Consider the following 17,616-nt stretch of genomic DNA (forward strand, 5'->3'; position numbering starts at 1 on the left):
TTTTTCTACCGTAATTGTCATCCTCCTCTCCCAAAATGATGTTTCTTTTAACAAGTAAATTCCAGTATTTCAGGAAAACCAGTTAACTTGTCCACTCTCATTATCCCGCATTCATAATTTTCTGAATATATAGCGAAGGGTGTAAATTGGGAAGCTATTGGTTTTATATCCGGTAAAACAAAAGTACTATTCCAATCACTAGTATTAAAGCTGATTAATAAAGCACAGGACATTGCAATTAGAAGATTATCGCTCTGAAGAATAAAACGAACCAAATCGATTATGCAAAGAAAACAAACGTTTAGTAATGGAAAATGATAGATTAAAGCAAGCAACGCTGATTATGGGACGAAAATAGACTAGTTCTATAATAACTAACGATTCTAGTAAAAAATAAATAGCCTTAGCCCTGAAGAATACTGGGCTAAGGCTGTTCAATAAATCACTATTTAATTACTATCTTTTGAGAGGGGTAAGTCCAGAATATAAAATTCTTCTTCTTTTGTGACCTAACCTTTTACGCTCTTTAGAAAAGGTGGATTTTACTATGAGTCCTCTCCTTTTATTAACATCCCTGATGAGATTCTGTTCATTCCTTCAGTTCAAGACCGATCAGGCGTAGGAAGTATTCCAGCCCTTTCTTGCCAATTTTTTCTTTCGGCTGTTTATCGGCAGGTGCGTCAGGTCCTTTCGTTAAGAAATTTTTCTCCACGAAGCGAATGTCTGTTTCGTCTACCACACCATCTTGATTGATATCTTGCGGCACGATGGATGAATCCTTAGTACCGTATGCATCAACGATACTCTGGATATCGAGGATATCAATCATTTTGTCGCCATTCACATCCCCTGCAATACTTCTCTGGCCAATTCTTATAAATTGCCCACGTAGCTCCCCTTTTGCATCATGATATCCAGGAATGAATTTCTTCATCACTTTAAGATGCCCTGGAACTTCAAAAACTGCTGTATACACTTGATCGGAAGCCGGAATACCATTGATCTCGAAAGATGCATTTCTTTTAATTGTTCCTTTATACTTTTTACCGCTTCTGGAAAGAGCGTATACTTGTGCCCCTATTTTCGAATAATCCGCCGCTTTCAAATATTCCGCCCCTGAACTTTGTAAAATAAATGCTTCCGGACTGATGGATCCTATCAACTGTGTATGTGTAGGAATTACTTTAAGATCTTGAGTGTTATAAAAAGGAATAGCAGTGCTTGCTATTTGTCCTGATTTCTTATAAGACCCCTTCTTGACTTCAAATCCTTGAACATCTTCGTAAACTTCACCTTTCACTACTTTAAACGTTACATCGAGGAACGGCATGTCTCCGTTCAGCCCTTTGAATGCATTTCCAGTAATGGAAGCACCGATGTTCAAACTATTATTGTATAAACCTTCCGTCACAGCAGGCTCATGTAGTGATACCTGTAAGCCTTTTTCCATTGCATATTGTTTGACTGCAGTGTTCAGCTTCACATTCGAGAACTTGAAGTAATCTTTTAAGAACTCTACATTAAATTCTCCGGAGACAAGCTGTTTCACATTATTAAGGCTGAGTGTCATCGTAAAGTTATCACCGAGTCTCAACTCTTGCTTGTTATAACTAGTAGTCGTATATTCCGTTCCTTCTTTCATGAAGTAATACTTTTGGTAACCAACTGCCGTTGCAGTATCCCACGTTCTCAACCAAAATCTTAAAGGTTGTTTTGCAATATCACTTTCCTCAATTCCTAATTTTACATCTCCATTCGCTTGAACTGGGAAGAACCCAGCTATATACGTAGAGTCACCTGCATAGTAAGCCATAGTATTGGACGATTGATCGACGTCCAACCCTTTAGATTGTAATAAATCCACTGTCGCATCCTTAGCTGTTCCATGCAGCCACATTGCTTTTTGGCCATCTTCTACTGTAAACATAGAATCATTGATTTCGATTACACCCGATTTTATATCCATGTTGACTTCTGGTGCTTCATTGTCCACGATAAGCGGATTGACATAAACATATGATTTCCCATCCTCATCGTGTGCAATCAGTTCCAGTATATAATCGCCTGCTGGAAGCTTTATTGGAAGATCACTGATTGGATTGGCAGGATCATTTGTAAATGGTAAGACCGTACCGCTGAACGCACCAGTAAGATACACTTCTCTATCTAATTGTAATTTACTAATATTAGCTGTTCCTATGAACCCAACAGCTTTTCCTGTTTTACTGTCTTTTACAAGCACATCCATGGTTTTCATTGGGCTATTAATTTTCATGATGATATGGATAATTTTGTCATTATATTGCCAGAAAGCTGTCGTATTTGTCACGGATGGTCTAGTCGTTTTGACATAATCAAATCCTTTTTCCGTCACCATCACAGCAAATGGAATTTGATAGGTTTCGTCTGGATTGTTGGCATTGGTCACATGAATATACCCTTCATATCTTCCTCCCGCAGCGCTAGTTGGCACCGTCATATTAGGCTGGATCTCCTGTACCTGGCCGCTTCCCACTGTAATCGATGAAGGCACATTCAATGTAACACCGTTACTCACTGCATCTTGAATCCCTTTACGCTCGCCGTGATACTCCACTTCAAGTGTAAAAGATTTTTCTTCTTGACTGTTGTTTTGAACCGTCACCTTTTTACTTGCTTCAATGGGTTGATCATCTTTTTTATAATACTTGCCGAATACAATGGAACCTGTTTCTTCATCAATTTCTACGACTTTACCATTTTCGATATTTTGTGTCTTATCCCATACTTTGATGGATGTATCTGCATGAACCCCTTGATAGGCATCGATTCGTCCCGCGCCCACTTCGTATACAGAATTATCCCCTTTTAAATCATCCGAAGTATTCATGAGTGCCAATTTCACATCGAAAGGCGTGTATTCCGGATGCTCCTGTAAAATCAATGCGGCTGCACCTGCCACGTGTGGCGTAGCCATCGATGTTCCCGACATACGTACATAGGCATTCCCGTAATTAATACCGTCCTGCGGATCATTGATGAATTCCGGTGTTGTGGAGAATACGGACACACCTGGAGCGACTACATCCGGCTTGATATCATAATTTCCATTTACCGGTCCGCGTGAACTGAAATCAGCTAAATGATCGCCTTCTGTTTTTGTATTACTTAACGTTTCAAATGTGAAAGAACCTTCACCTAGCTCCTTTAACCGCTCACCATCTGCTTTTGACAGGCGGAAAGACGGGATTAAACCGACCACCTCGCCCAAGTAGGCAGGTATTTGCCCGTCGACATTGTTGTACACAATCACTGATTTAGCCCCAGCATTTTTGGCGTTTTCGATTTTTTCATCAAACGCAAGTTCCCCGCGCTGAATCAACGCAATTTTCCCGCTGACATCTTTTCCTGTAAAATCATCTACTTTGCCCAGTCCCGCATATACAAATGGTAAAGATTGTCCTTGCAAATCTTCTAATTGGTCAGAAAAATCTTTGCCCAGAAGTTGCAAATCTTCTAATTGGTGAGACAACTCCTTCTTCTTATCTTCTAATTTAGAAGAAAAATCTGTGTCGAAGCGTTTTGAATCTTCTAATTGAGAAGAAGAGTCCTCACTGTCAAGCTTTGAATCTTCTAATTGAGAGGAAAGGTCCTCACTGTCAAGCTTTGAATCTTCTAATTGAGAAGAAAGGTCCTCACTGTCAAGCTTTGAATCTTCTAATTGATGAAAAAGGTCTTCGCCTTGACGTTGCAAATTATCATTTTCATTTGTGAAAACGCTCCCACTAAATGTAGGAATGGTCATCGAAACATCGCTCGCCCCGACTGAAATACCGAGAGCCGCTGTTCCTGGTGAACCAAGCGTTTTTTCGTTCGGACCGGCGTTTCCTGCAGCAACGACGGCCACTACGCCTGAAAGCATAGCATTATTTACTGCGACAGAAGTGGCGTATAAAGGATCGTTCGTCGCGGCGCCGAGCGATAAATTAATGACATCCATGTCATCTGCAATCGCTTGATCGATTCCAGCAAGTATTCCCGCTGTATTTCCTCCACCCCAAGGTCCCAATACTCGATAAGCATATAAATCTACTTCCGGTGCTACCCCTTTCACAGCATAGTCCACATCATTTTTCTGTTGGGCTGCAATCGTCCCTGCGACATGTGTTCCATGATTCGTATAATACACATAACCTGGTTCTATTGGCTCGCCAGCATCGATCCAATCCTGATAGGTCGTTTCCATCGGATCAGCATCATCATCTACAAAATCATATCCTCCTCTATAAACACCTTTTAAGTCTGGATGATTGTAGTCAATCCCTGTATCCAGCACACCGACTTTAATGCCTTTCCCCTTAATATTCTCGGCATGAAGCTTATCCACGCCTATTTGCGGAATACTATCTCCCATTTTAGGTTCAATGGCTTCTTGCGTTTCTACCGGTGGATTTACTTTTACCTCGTAATCTTTAAAGATATGTTTAACTACACCAGATTGCAGCAAATCTTTTACTGCCATACCAGGTAACGTCATCGCTACACCGTTGATGGCATTTTTATATTCTCTTGTAATGTTTACATCTTCCACGTTGTATTCGGTCGTGTCCTTCTTCACTTTCAATGCTTGCACATGCTCTTTAAAAGCTTTGTGTGATTGCTCCACTTTTTCATTTGCAGTAGCAGTAGATAGTTCTTTTCCTTTCGCGGCTTGCTTCATCACTTCAATTTTCACTGGTGCCTGTTCGAATTCCACGATGACTTTGACTAATTCAGGGCTATTCACATTAATATCCGGAGAAATCGTAAAGCCTGTACTCGTCTCTAATTGCTCTAACGCATTTCGTTGTTCCTCAGTCAGGGTCTTTAGAATTTCTTCCGCATGATCAACTGATTTCAACTCATATGGGCTTTCTGCCAATACGTTATATGGTGTACCTGGAGATAATAACAGTCCAACCGCTAACGATCCTGTCATGATTTTATTGAATTTTTTCCTCATCATAATACCGCATCCCCTTTTTCTAATGTAATTGTCATTTTCCTCTCCCAAAATTCTTCTTCCTTATCATCCCATATTTATAATTTTGCGAATATATAGTGAAAGGTGTAAATTTCTTAGCTATTGGTTTTAAACCAGATAAAACAAAAGTACTATTCCAATTACTTGTCTTAAAGCTGAATAATAAAGTACAGGACATTTTTAGTTAAGAGAAGGGAACAAGTTGATTTCGAACGGCATAAATGATTGCTTGTGTACGGCTTTTCACATTCAGCTTTCTAAAAATGTTATTGATGTGAATTTTAACATTCTTGTCACTGATAAATAGGGCTTCAGAAATTTCTTTATTACTAAGACCTTTGACCAATTCAAATAGGACTTCTTTTTCACGCTCTGTTAGGATATTTCCGTTTAGTTCCTGGTGATGATATGTTACCAACTTTTTTGTCATGCTAGGATTAATAACAGAATTTCCTTGTGATACCATTCGAATGGCAGCTAGCACTTGTTCAGATGATGTATCTTTCAATAAATAGCCGTCTGCACCCGCTCGAAGTGCTTCCATCAAGTATTCTTCATCTTCAAACATAGTTAATACGAGAACTCGGCAGTTCGGATACTGACTTTTCACGAGTGATGTGACCTCAATTCCATTTTTTCCTGGAAGATTAATGTCCATCAAAATACAATCCGGTTGAAACTCTTCTACTTTCTTCAACACCTCATCCCCGGAAATAGCCTCTCCTACAACTTGGATGTCGGATTCAAGAGCCAATATACTTCGAATTCCATCACGCAAGACCGTATGATCATCCACTAATAATATTTGAATCATGATAATCTTCCCTCGTTTCTTAAATCCGGAATTAACAATGTAATTAAATAGATTCCATAACTCAGAGCCCTTATGGCTCATGGACTTTAAACACAGTAAAAGGAGGACCTCCCCAAATGTCGTAATGAGTTAATGACTAAACAAACTCTTAAACAAGAAGGAGGGCTCCTAGATAGGCTACACTTAGTAGAACAGAATAGGGCTTGTAAACTTAGACTATTAACTTAAGGGAGCGTACTCCTATGACACTTCAAGGTCGAACTTTTACATCAGAAATTTAACCCGCAATCAGTGAAGCTTTATGAAAATGGTAAATCTGTTGCGGACTTTACTAGAGAATATGTTATTACGCATTCTGCGTTTGATCGTTGGATTAAATATCATTAGGAAACATAAATAACTCAAGTAAACGAACTAGCTCGATTACGCAAAGAAAATAAACATTAACTATTGGAAAATGATTTTAAAGCAAGCAACGCTGAATATGGGACGAATGTGGATTGGTTTACAATAACAAACTGTTCAGGAAGAAATTAAATAGCCTTAGCCCTCAAGAATACAGGGCTAAGGCTGCTAAATAACCACTTTTTAATTACTATCTACTTGAAAGGGGGTAGTCCAGAATATAGAAATCATCTTCTTTTCTGGTTTTACCTTTTTTGTCATTTAGAAAGAGAGCATTTTACTTTGTGTCCCCTACTTTTATGAACATCCCTAATGAGAATTATGTTTATTGCTTCAGCTCGAGACCGATCAGGCGTAGGAAGTATTCCAGCCCTTTCTTACCAATTTTTTCTTTCGGTTGTTTACCAGTAGGTGCGTCAGGTCCCTTCGTTAAGAAGTTTTTCTCAATTAAACGAACGTCCGCTTCATCTACCACACCATCTTGATTGATATCTTGTGACACGATGGATGAATCCTTCGTACCATATGCATCCACGACACTCTGGACGTCGAAAATATCAACCATTTTGTCGTCGTTAACATCCCCTGCAATACTTCTCTGAGTAAATCTTATAGATTGTCCACGTAGCTCTCCTTTTTCATTATAGCCGGGTATGAACTTCTTCATCACTTTAAGATGCCCCGGAATATCGATAACAATTGAATATTCTTGATCGCTAGCCGGGATATCATTGATCTTGTAAGTTCCACCCTTCTCAATAGTTCCTGGATACTTTTTACCGCTTCTGGAAAGAGCATATACTTGTGCACCTATTTTTGAATAATCCGCTTTTTTCAAGTATTCTCCTTGCCCTGGTCCTCCAGAAATCAGAAATGCTTGCGGCGAGATGTTTCCATACACCTGTGTATGTTTAGAAATCATCTTAAGCTGCTCAGTGTTGTAATAAGGAATGGTCGTGTTTGCTGTTTGTCCTGATTTTTTATAAGACGCCTTCTGCACCATAAATCCAGGTAAAACATTGTAATATTCATCATTCACAACTTTAAACGTTACATTGAGGAATGGTATATCTCCATCAAATCCACTGTATACATTTCCAGTAATGGAAGCACCTATATTCAAAGTATTACTATGTGCACCTTCCGTCACAACTGGCTCATGGAGTGATACCTGTAACCCTTTTTCCTTTGCATATTGTTTGACAGCATTATTCAGATTCACATTCGCAAACTTGAACAATTCTTTGTTGAACCCAACATTAAATTCTCCGGATACAAGCTGCTTCACATTATTAAGACTGAGTGTCATCGTAACGTTATCGCCGACTTTCAACTCTTTCTTATCATGACTGGTAGTAGCATATTCCGTCCCTTCTTTTAGGAAGAAATAGTTTTGTGTATCAACTGCAGTTGCAAGATCAGATGTTCTCAAATTCAAATTCAAAGGTTGTTTTGCAAAATCACTCGCTTCAATTCCGATTTTCACATCTCCATTTGACTCGATCGGGAAGAACCCGCTTACGAATCCAGAGTTTGCGTAGTAAGCCATCAAGTTGGACGATTGATCGAAGTCCAATCCTTTAGCTTTTAATAGATCCACTGTCGCATCCTTAGCTGTTCCATGCAGCCACAATGCTCTTTGACCATCTTCTACTGTAAACATAGAATCATTGACTTCGATTACACCTGGTTTGATATTCATGTTCACTTCTGGTGCTGTATTGTCCACGATCAGCAGATTATCAAAAGCATATGATCCACCTTCCCCATCGTGCGCAATCAGTCCCAGTGTATATTCGCCTGATGGAAGCTTTACAGTATAATCACTGATTGGGTTGGAAGGATCATTTGTAAATGGATAGACCATACCTGCGAACGCACCCACAAGGAAAGTTTCCGTATCTACAAGTAATCTACTCACATCAACAGTTCCTAAGAAGCCAACAGCTTTTCCTGTTTCACTATCTTTTACAAGTACATCCATGGTTTTCATTGGACTATTCATCTTCATGATGACATGAATGAGGGTGTCATTCAGTTCCCAGAAAGGCGTCATATTTGTGACGGATGGTCTAGTCGTTTTGACATATTCAAACCCTTTTTCCGTCACCATGACAGCAAATGGAATTTGATAGGTTTCGTCTGGATTGTTGGCATTGGTCACATGAATATACCCTTCATATCTTCCGTCCGCAGCGCTGGTTGGTATCGTTATTTTGGGCTGAAGCTCTTGTACTTGGCCGCCTCCCACTGTAATCGATGAAGGAACATCCACTGTAACACCGTTATTCACAGCATCTTGAATCCCTGTACGCTCACCGTGATATTCCACTTCTAGTGTATAAGATTTTTCTTCCTGGCTGTTGTTTTGAACCGTCACCTTTTTACTTGCCTCAATGGGTTGATCATCTTTTTTATAATGTTTGCCGAATACAATGGAGCCTGTTAGTTCGTCAATTTCCACGACGTTTCCATTCTCGATATTTTGTGTCTTATCCCACACTTTGATGGAGGTATCTGTATGAACCGCTTGATAAGCATCGATTCGTCCTGCACCCACTTCGTATACAGAATTATCCCCTTGCAAATCATCTGAAGTATTCATGAGTACCGATTTCACATCGAAAGGCGTGTATTCTGGATTCTCCTGTAAAATCAATGCGGCTACACCTGCCACATGTGGCGAGGCCATCGATGTCCCCGACACACGTACGTAGGCATTCTCGTAATTCATGCCGTCCTGTGGATCATTGATGAATTCCGGTGTCGTGGAGAATATGGACACACCTGGAGCGACTACATCCGGCTTGATATCATAATTTCCTTCTACCGGCCCGCGTGAACTGAAATCTGCTAAATGATCGCCTTCTGTTTTTGTATTACTTAACGTTTCAAATGTGAAAGAACCTTCTTCTAGCTCCTTTAACCGCTCACCATCTGCTTTTGACAGGCGGAAAGACGGGATTAAACCGACGACCTCGCCCAAGTAGGCAGGTATTTGCGCGTCGACATTGTTATACACAATCACTGATTTAGCCCCAGCGTTTTTGGCGTTTTTGATTTTTTCATCAAACGCAAGTTCCCCGCGCTGAATCAACGCAATTTTCCCGCTGACATCTTTTCCTGTAAAATCATCTACTTTACCCAGTCCCACATATACAAATGGTAAAGATTGTCCTTGTAAATCTTCTAATTGGTCTGAAAAATCTTTGCCCAGAAGTTGCAAATCTTCTAATTGGTGAGACAACTCCTTCTTTTTATCTTCTAATTTAGAAGAAAAATCTTTGACGAAGGATTTTGAATCTTCTAGTTGAGGAGAAAGTTCCTCGCTGATAAGTTTTGAATCTTCTAATTGAGAAGAAAGGTTCTCACTGTCAAGCTTTGAATCTTCTAATTGATGAAAAAGGTCTTCGTCTTGACGTTGCAAATTATCATTTCCATTAGTGAAAACGCTTCCACTAAATGTAGGAATGGTCATGGAAACATCGCTCGCCCCGACTGAAATACCGAGAGCCGCTGCTCCTGGAGAACCAAGCGTTTTTTCGTTCGGACCGGCGTTTCCTGCAGCAACGACGGTCACCACGCCTGAAAGCATAGCATTATTTACTGCGACAGAAGTGGCGTATAAAGGATTGTTCGTCGCGGCACCGAGCGACATATTGATGACGTCCATGCCATCTGTAATCGCTTGATCGATTCCAGCAAGTATTCCCGCTGTATTTCCTCCACCCCAAACTCCCAATACTCGATAAGCATATAAATCTACTTCCGGTGCTACCCCTTTCACAGCATAATCCACACCGTTTTTCTGTTGGGCTGCAATCGTCCCTGCGACATGTGTTCCATGGCTTGTGTAATACACTAAACCAGGATATGTTGGCTTGCCAGCATTAATCCAATCCTCGTAGGTCGTTTCCATCGGATCTGCATCATCATCTACAAAATCATATCCGCCCTTATAAACATCTTTTAAGTCTGGATGATTGTAGTCAATCCCTGTATCTAGCACACCGACTTTAATGCCTTTCCCCTTAATATTCTCGGCATGAAGCTTATCCACGCCAATTTGCGGAATACTATCCGCCATTTTAGGATCAATGGCTTCTTGCGTTTCAACCGGTGGATCTACTTTTACCTCGTAATCTTTAAAGATATGTTTAACAACACCAGATTGCAGCAAATCTTTTACTGCTATACCAGGTAACGTCATCGCTACACCGTTGATGGCATTTTTATATTCTCTTGTAATGTTTACATCTTCCACTTTGTATTCGGTCGTGTCCTTCTTCACTTTCAATGCTTGCACATGCTCTTTAAAAGCTTTGTGTGATTGCTCCACTTTTTCATTTGCAGTAGCAGAAGATAGTTCTTTTCCTTTCGCTGCTTGCTTCATCACGTCAATTTTCGCTGGTGCCTGTTCGAATTCCACGATGACTTTGACTAATTCAGGGCTATTTGCATCAATATCCGGAGAAATCGTAAAGCCTGTACTCGTCTCTAATTGCTCTAACGCCTTTCGTTGTTCCTCAGTCAGGGTCTTTAGAATTTCTTCCGCATGATCAACTGATTTCAACTCATATGGGCTTTCTGCCAATACGTTATATGGAGCACCTTGAGATAATAACAGTCCAGCAGCTAACGTTCCTGTCATGATTTTATTAATTTTTCTCCTCTTCATACCGCATCCCCTTTTTCTGATGTAATTGTCATTTTTTTCTCCCAAAAGAGTGTTTCTTATAAACAAGTCATTTTCAGAAGAATTTATGTAAACTACTAAACTTGTTCTGTCCTTATCATCCCATATTCCGATTTTTCTGGATATAGAATACAAGAAGTAAAATTATTAGCTATTTGTTCTACACCTGCATAAAACAAAAGTACTATTCCACGACTTTTTATTTAATCATTCATCTTTTGCGTATAAAAATGGCACCATGCACAGGGCGTGAATAAACCCAAGTGAATCATCCTCACTTGGGTCGCAATCGGTTTATTGTTGGAGAACCGTTACTTGTTTAGGCGTTGTTGTTACTTTAAAACCGTCTTTTGTCACGACATCAATTGATATAGAATACGTTCCATTTTGAAGGTCCGTATTAGGTACCCATTGTGTTTTCAGTGAATGTTCATTTTTCACTTCAAACGAATCGACTATGTTTCCACTTGCATCTTTAACATTAATCGTCCAGTCTACTCTGGCATAAGCCCAGGCATTAATATTTGCAGGTTTGCTTTTGTTAATATTTGCAGTCGGAGTTATACTGATCGTTTGAACGGCCATAGTATATTTAATATAGCTCGGATCTCCCCAAACTTTGTACGATTGATTTCCTGCATAATCAATGGCTAGAATAATAATACTTTTCGGTTCTGTATTAACTAAGAAAGATTTTTGCTCAAGACCTAGTGAATAATGTTGTCCATCCACCCATACAACAGCAGAGTTAAAGTCACTTGCATTGTCTTGCGGATTGAAGGAGATTTCATATTTTCCGTTCTTTGGCGTTACTGAAATATCTGAAACGGTCGGAGCGACAGAATCTACCGTAATTGGCATTTTAACAATCTGTGGTTTTGCGTTTGAATAATCTAATGTTGTTTTGACAACATATTGATAAACACCATCAGGTACATATTGTCCGGATGAGTCTTTCATATCCCATTTATATCCGCCATAATTTGTATCCCCATATGACATAATATTTTTTCTAAATTTCCATGGAGTACCAGTATATTCACTAAAATCGCCTAAATTTTTCATGAGATTTCCAGATTGATCTTCAATATACATTTCAACTTTGTCTAAATTACGTAAGGTTTGGAATGACGGATAGATACCATCGAGTATATAGTTTTTCGAGAATGCAATATGGTTAAGACTGAACCTTCCAGTATGAGGGTTATATCCCAATGGATATCTTTCTGAATTCTCATCCCAAAGGGCCGTATATCCTACAAATGCATCCTTCTCCCATGCAGGTGCGTCGATATTTCGTGGTTCATCCCATTTTCCATAGAAGCCCATATAAGGGATTGTTAAAGGCACTGCTTTATCTTGGTCCTTGGCTACTGGAACTAGACGAACAAATCCTTCTACAAAACTATTTTCCTTTAAGGAATCTGGTAAATTTACACTAACAGTTAGCATTTTTGTTTGACCTGGTTTAATTTTAACTAATGCTCCAGTTTTATCTGTTACTACATTGCCATTTACAGTGACAGTCGCACCATTAATTCGTTCACTAGTTAATGTTAAATACTCTTTTGAATCCAATTGCCCATCACTATCTAAATCGAATTCCTTCATTTCAGTCTTATCTTTCAATAGATCTACATAAACATTGTATTCAATATCATCACTATTATTTTTACCCTTAGGAGTGTCGAATGCTTCCATGTTTAATTTAAAGCTTGTATTTTGACCGATTTCCTTTAATGCAATTGCTCCAGCTTGTTCTAAAGGCGTGTTTCTACTTGTCACAATGACTGGTGTATTAATGGCATTTTGAATTTTCATTATCCCAGAGCCTTGTACACGTGGTGAATATGGAACTTCTCCATTTGTCCATGGATCCATGGCAATATTAGATGTATTCATTAAAGCAAGTTTTGCTTTTAAAACTGTATCTTCTGAATGGGTTAATCCTTTTTGATAAAGGGCCTGCAATAACAATGCTGAGCCGCCTGCAACATGAGGAGTTGCCATCGATGTACCGCTCATCACTTCATAATCATTTCCTGGTATAGTTGAATAAATATTTCCACCAGGAGCAGAAATCTCTGGTTTAAAATCTAATGTACTTGGAGAACCAAAGGATGAAAATAAGGACATCGTGTCTTTCGCTGGATTCTCTGCCCAAGTATCGCCTGCAAATTTCATGCTTAAATATTGACCACTTGGCAAACTATTCATTTTACTCAGTAATGCTTCACCTTCAGCTTTACTAGTTGACGCCGTTGGTGCTGCAGTTGGCGTTACTGGTAGAGAAGAATAATCTGACCATACTGCAGGTGGTATCATAATAATAGCCTTTGCTCCTGCACTCTTTGCAGTAAACTGAATGGTTGAAACAGTACTATATGGATTTAATAGTTTAACTACGGCAATGTAGTCAGTTTTGCCTTTAGGATAATCTGATGCATTCTTTCCTTCCCCAACATTTACCAAATCATAAGGTACATCTGGTGAAAGAACCTTAGATACTTTAAAATTATACGATGCTGGAAATTGCGTTTGATCTTTGAACGGCACCGAAAAACCACTTGGATCTGCTAAGGCATTTAAATGAAGTTTAATATTTTCATAGGAAGCAACCGATAATGCATATGGACTTACACCCGGCGCACCAACTGTTCCAATATCTGGATTTTCTGCATATGGTTTTAATGAAGAGAGAATAATATTATTCTTTGTACTATAGGCTGTATTACCGGCTGCCACTACAACAAGGGTGCCTTGTTCTGTCGCAACTCGGATTGATTTTTGGATCGGATCAAAATCTTCATCTACATAGCCTGCATCAACACCTAAACTCATGTTGATTACATCTGCACCCATTGTGACTGCATGCTCAATTCCTGCGATAATATCATCCTCATAGGCCCCACCGCCATTATCAGAAAATACCTTCTCAGCTAATAGTTGAACACCTGGTGAAATTCCAGCGACAGCACCCTTCGTTTCGTCGCCATTTGCTCCAATTGTACCGGCCACGTGTGTACCATGCGGACTGCCTTTTGTTCCCGGAATGACATTGGTATCATTGTCTGCCCAATCATATCCTGTTGGAACTTTTTCGGAATACCAAATTTCGTTTACGTCTGTCTCAGCAAATTTTTGATTAATTTTATCTTGAGTCCATTTTTCTTTCGCTTTGGCTGTGTCAGATAGATTCATATCTTTGTGCGTATAATCAATCCCGGAATCTACGACCGCTACTACTAAGCCTTCACCTTTAAAACCATATTGTTCCCATACTTTTTGAGCTTGTACTGATTCTTTACTTGCTGCCATATTTTCCTGAAAAATTCTAGCAATATGGACATTCGTAACCCCTGGAATAGACTGGATATCCTTTATATTTTGAAACTCTGTTTCTACACTGAATCCGTTAAACCCTTCGAAAAAACGATGCTTCACTTTAATAGGAGCATTTGATTTAGAATCTTTTTCTTTTGAGATTTCTTCGATTACTTTATCTTGTTTTTGTTTATATAAAGCTTTTTTGCTTTTGGCAGTTTGCTCAATTTCAGTTGGTTGTTCAACTTCTACGATTAAGCGAACAGTATCATTCGGTTTATATGTTGTAGCCAAACCTTCTTTTTTAATGTCTGTATATAGTGAATCTTCTTGACCTGTTTCGATCTTATCCTTATCAAAAAATAATTGTCCTCCTTGTTCCTCAATTTCTTCAACCATTTGCGACTCAGCTTGTATAACATCACCTTCTGCAGAAACGGTAAGTGATGAAAATAATAAGGAAGTCATCGCTGCTGTGGTCATGACTTTCCAGGCCTTCATTTTTCTTTTTTTCATGAACCTATCTCCTTTTCTTTTTAATAGATGAAACTAGTAAACTTCAAATCTATCTTTATTATTTCATTTTTTTACTTTTCTGAAAATTAATCAAAAGGTATAATTGCCATAGCTTTTGGTTCTAAACCAACATAAAACAAAAGAACTATCCGCACCTTGTCTAGGCGCAGGATAGTTCTTTAAGAAAAGGGAACAAGTTGATTTCGAACGGCATAAATAACTGCTTGTGTACGGCTTTTCACTTCCAGCTTTCTTAAAATGTTATTGATGTGAATTTTAACAGTCTTGTCACTAATAAATAGGGCTTCAGCAATTTCTTTATTACTAAGACCTTGGGCCAATTCAAATAGGACTTCTTTTTCACGCTCTGTCAGCATATTTACGTTTGGTTCCTGGTGATGATACGTTACCAGCTTTTTCGTCATTCGAGGATGAATAACAGAATGTCCTTGTGATATCATTCGAATGGCTGCCACCACTTCTTCTGATGATGAATCTTTCAATAAATAGCCATCTGCACCCGCCCGAAGTGCTTCCATCAAGTATTCCTCATGTTCAAACATGGTTAATACGAGCACTCTGCAGTTCGGATACTGACTTTTCACGAGTGATGTGACCTCAATTCCACTTTTTCCAGGAAGATTAATATCCATCAATATACAATCCGGTTGAAGCTCCTCTACTTTCTTCAACACCTCATCCCCGGAAACAACCTCTCCTACGACTCGGATGTCGGATTCAAGAGCCAATATACTCCGAATTCCATCACGCAAGACCGTATGATCATCCACTAATAATATTTGAATCATTGTAATCCTCCCCCTTTTCTGAATCCGGAATTAACAATGTAATTACTGTACCTTTTCCTACTGAACTATCAATCTGAAGGGTTGCACCCAGCTGTTCAGCTTGTTCATTCATATGTAAGATGCCATAATGGGGCTCATGCTTCGTTTTAATCATAGATTCAAAAAGGGAGAAGCCAATCCCGTTGTCTTTCACCTTTAAAAGCACATGTTCACGTTGATAGGTTAAAAGAATCTCAACTTTATCTGCCTTTGCATGTTTTGTAATGTTCTGTAAACCTTCCTGTAAAGTATCGAAGATTGCTCTTTCTTTTGAAAAACTGAGTGTTCGAGGACGGCCTTTTTCATGATATTTAATGTCCAGATCATATTCTTGTTTAAGAGATTGAACTTTATTCGCAATTGCTTGTTTTAGCCCTAACCGTTGGGTAGGATACGGTTTTAAAGCATAAATAGAATATCGAATATCACCTAAGCTTTCCCGTAATTTTTTTATACTTTTTTCTACCACTTGTTTCAAGTTTCCTGATTGATAGGCTGACTGCTTCTGAGCTGATTCCAGTTGAAATATGACCCCAGCTAATACTTGTGCGATTCCATCGTGGATTTCACGCGCAAGTCGATTTCTTTCTTCTAGAATGATTCGTTTTTCCTGTTCGGATACGAGAGACTGTGTTTTAAGCAACCCGCCCAATTGATTGGAAAATGTAGCTAAAGACTGTATATCTTCGGCAATAAAACTGGCCCCCCTGCTTTTACCCGCAACAAACATTCCAACCAACTCATGATTGACTTTAAGAGGTAAGTAGACGAGGGACCGTATGACATTTTCAAATACTTTGTCTCCTGGTACCATCCCCATTTTCCAATCTGTAACAACAAAGGTTTCGGATATCTCTTCAAAATTCGGTTGTAGGTCAGAAGAACTTGAAATATTGGAATGTACGCTTCCATCCATTAGCAGAATTCTCCAATTTTCCTCATCTTTTGCCCATAAAGCATATGCCTGTATTCCTAAGAAACCTTCAAGTGATTGTTTCATCTGATGTAAATTTCCAGCAGAGAGTCCCTGGCTCAACTCCGTAGTAATGGAAAAAAGTTTATATAATCGTTCTTTTTCTATCCGTATTTGCCTAGAGAAAGAACTTATAATGCAAATTGCTACAAGCGGGAAAAAGAAGAACAGCATAGCAATTCTACCAAATTCCTCATTATATTGATGATCTAATATATAGATTAGAACTGCGTAGAGTAAACAAAAACTTGCACTGAAAAATACTAAAGTATTTTTCTTATGCCACTGTTCAAGCGAATATGGCTGTGGTAATAGCACCATTAAAAAATCGAAAAAGAGCGTGTTGAAAAGGCAAAAAAATAAACTGAATAATAGCAAACTTATTAATCCCGCATATAAAATAGGCAGATTCGGTCCAATAATAAGAAGAATTTTATGGGAGAGCCATTCTCCCAAAACAAGACTAATAGCAAATTGGCTGGAATTAAATAGCGTTCTTTGCATCGGCAAACGGCGAAGGGAATGGGTAAATACCATTGCACACACACAAGCAATAACAGTTATATGTATCCCGAACTCCCAAATCATTGGAAAAATGAGCGTAAGACTAAGTGTAATCCCTCCTCTACCAATACGGATAGGAAAATACTCCATAATCCCCATAAATACAGCTAACAGCAAGAGGATTATAGGGTCAGAAGGCATTTCACTCATTATTATGGAGGCGATAACAGCAATCAAACCAAGAAAAGAAATAGAATAAATATAAAAACTGGATAAATGTTCCCTCATAGCTATAGAGCTTAACTTTTCCAAAATGTCACCTTCCTTTATCTTTAAGATTCTATTTTAGACTATTAATATCTGACAAAAAACTGGCACAGTACCATTAGCCAATCACCGTTTGTACATTTTTTAAATGGTTAGATGTAATATTGTATTCTTTGCCTGTCCACCACATGTTTTATTTGAATCAGTTTCGTGACCTTCATAACTTACTACACAAGGATTAGAGTATAAAAAAGGAGTACCTCCTAA

The 17,616-nt window shown here is 38.9% G+C and carries 6 protein-coding genes; all 6 read right to left on the reverse strand.

Going from position 1 to position 17,616, the window contains the following annotated elements; all coding sequences use genetic code 11:
• Window positions 1-589 precede the first annotated feature (589 nt).
• Window positions 590-4,984, reverse strand: coding sequence for a S8 family serine peptidase (locus MHB48_RS10900; RefSeq protein ID WP_342598115.1), 4,395 nt, complete (start codon window positions 4,982-4,984; stop codon window positions 590-592).
• A gap of 202 nt (window positions 4,985-5,186) precedes the next feature.
• Window positions 5,187-5,816, reverse strand: a complete 630-nt coding sequence (locus MHB48_RS10905; RefSeq protein ID WP_342598116.1) for a response regulator transcription factor — start codon at window positions 5,814-5,816, stop codon at window positions 5,187-5,189.
• Window positions 5,817-6,546: 730 nt separating this feature from the next.
• Window positions 6,547-10,899 carry a S8 family serine peptidase gene (locus MHB48_RS10910; protein ID WP_342598117.1) on the reverse strand — a complete coding sequence of 1,451 codons (4,353 nt, stop codon included), beginning with the start codon at window positions 10,897-10,899 and terminating at the stop codon, window positions 6,547-6,549.
• A gap of 312 nt (window positions 10,900-11,211) precedes the next feature.
• A complete protein-coding gene (locus tag MHB48_RS10915) occupies window positions 11,212-14,757 on the reverse strand; it encodes a S8 family serine peptidase (RefSeq protein WP_342598118.1) in 3,546 nt (1,181 codons plus the stop codon).
• Window positions 14,758-14,936: 179 nt separating this feature from the next.
• Window positions 14,937-15,566 carry a response regulator transcription factor gene (locus MHB48_RS10920; RefSeq protein WP_342598119.1) on the reverse strand — a complete coding sequence of 210 codons (630 nt, stop codon included), beginning with the start codon at window positions 15,564-15,566 and terminating at the stop codon, window positions 14,937-14,939.
• Window positions 15,541-17,394, reverse strand: coding sequence for a sensor histidine kinase (locus MHB48_RS10925; protein WP_342598120.1), 1,854 nt, complete (start codon window positions 17,392-17,394; stop codon window positions 15,541-15,543). Before MHB48_RS10925 ends, MHB48_RS10920 begins: the two co-directional genes overlap by 26 nt.
• Window positions 17,395-17,616 lie beyond the last annotated feature (222 nt).

This window comes from Psychrobacillus sp. FSL H8-0483, from assembly GCF_038637725.1.
In the GTDB taxonomy this organism is placed as follows: domain Bacteria; phylum Bacillota; class Bacilli; order Bacillales_A; family Planococcaceae; genus Psychrobacillus.

Bases quoted from the DNA above. Each gene is read 5' to 3' on its own strand.
- MHB48_RS10900 (WP_342598115.1), bottom strand. From the start codon at position 4,984: ATGATGAGGAAAAAATTCAATAAAATCATGACAGGATCGTTAGCGGTT.
- MHB48_RS10905 (WP_342598116.1), bottom strand. From the start codon at position 5,816: ATGATTCAAATATTATTAGTGGATGATCATACGGTCTTGCGTGATGGA.
- MHB48_RS10910 (WP_342598117.1), bottom strand. From the start codon at position 10,899: ATGAAGAGGAGAAAAATTAATAAAATCATGACAGGAACGTTAGCTGCT.
- MHB48_RS10915 (WP_342598118.1), bottom strand. From the start codon at position 14,757: ATGAAAAAAAGAAAAATGAAGGCCTGGAAAGTCATGACCACAGCAGCG.
- MHB48_RS10920 (WP_342598119.1), bottom strand. From the start codon at position 15,566: ATGATTCAAATATTATTAGTGGATGATCATACGGTCTTGCGTGATGGA.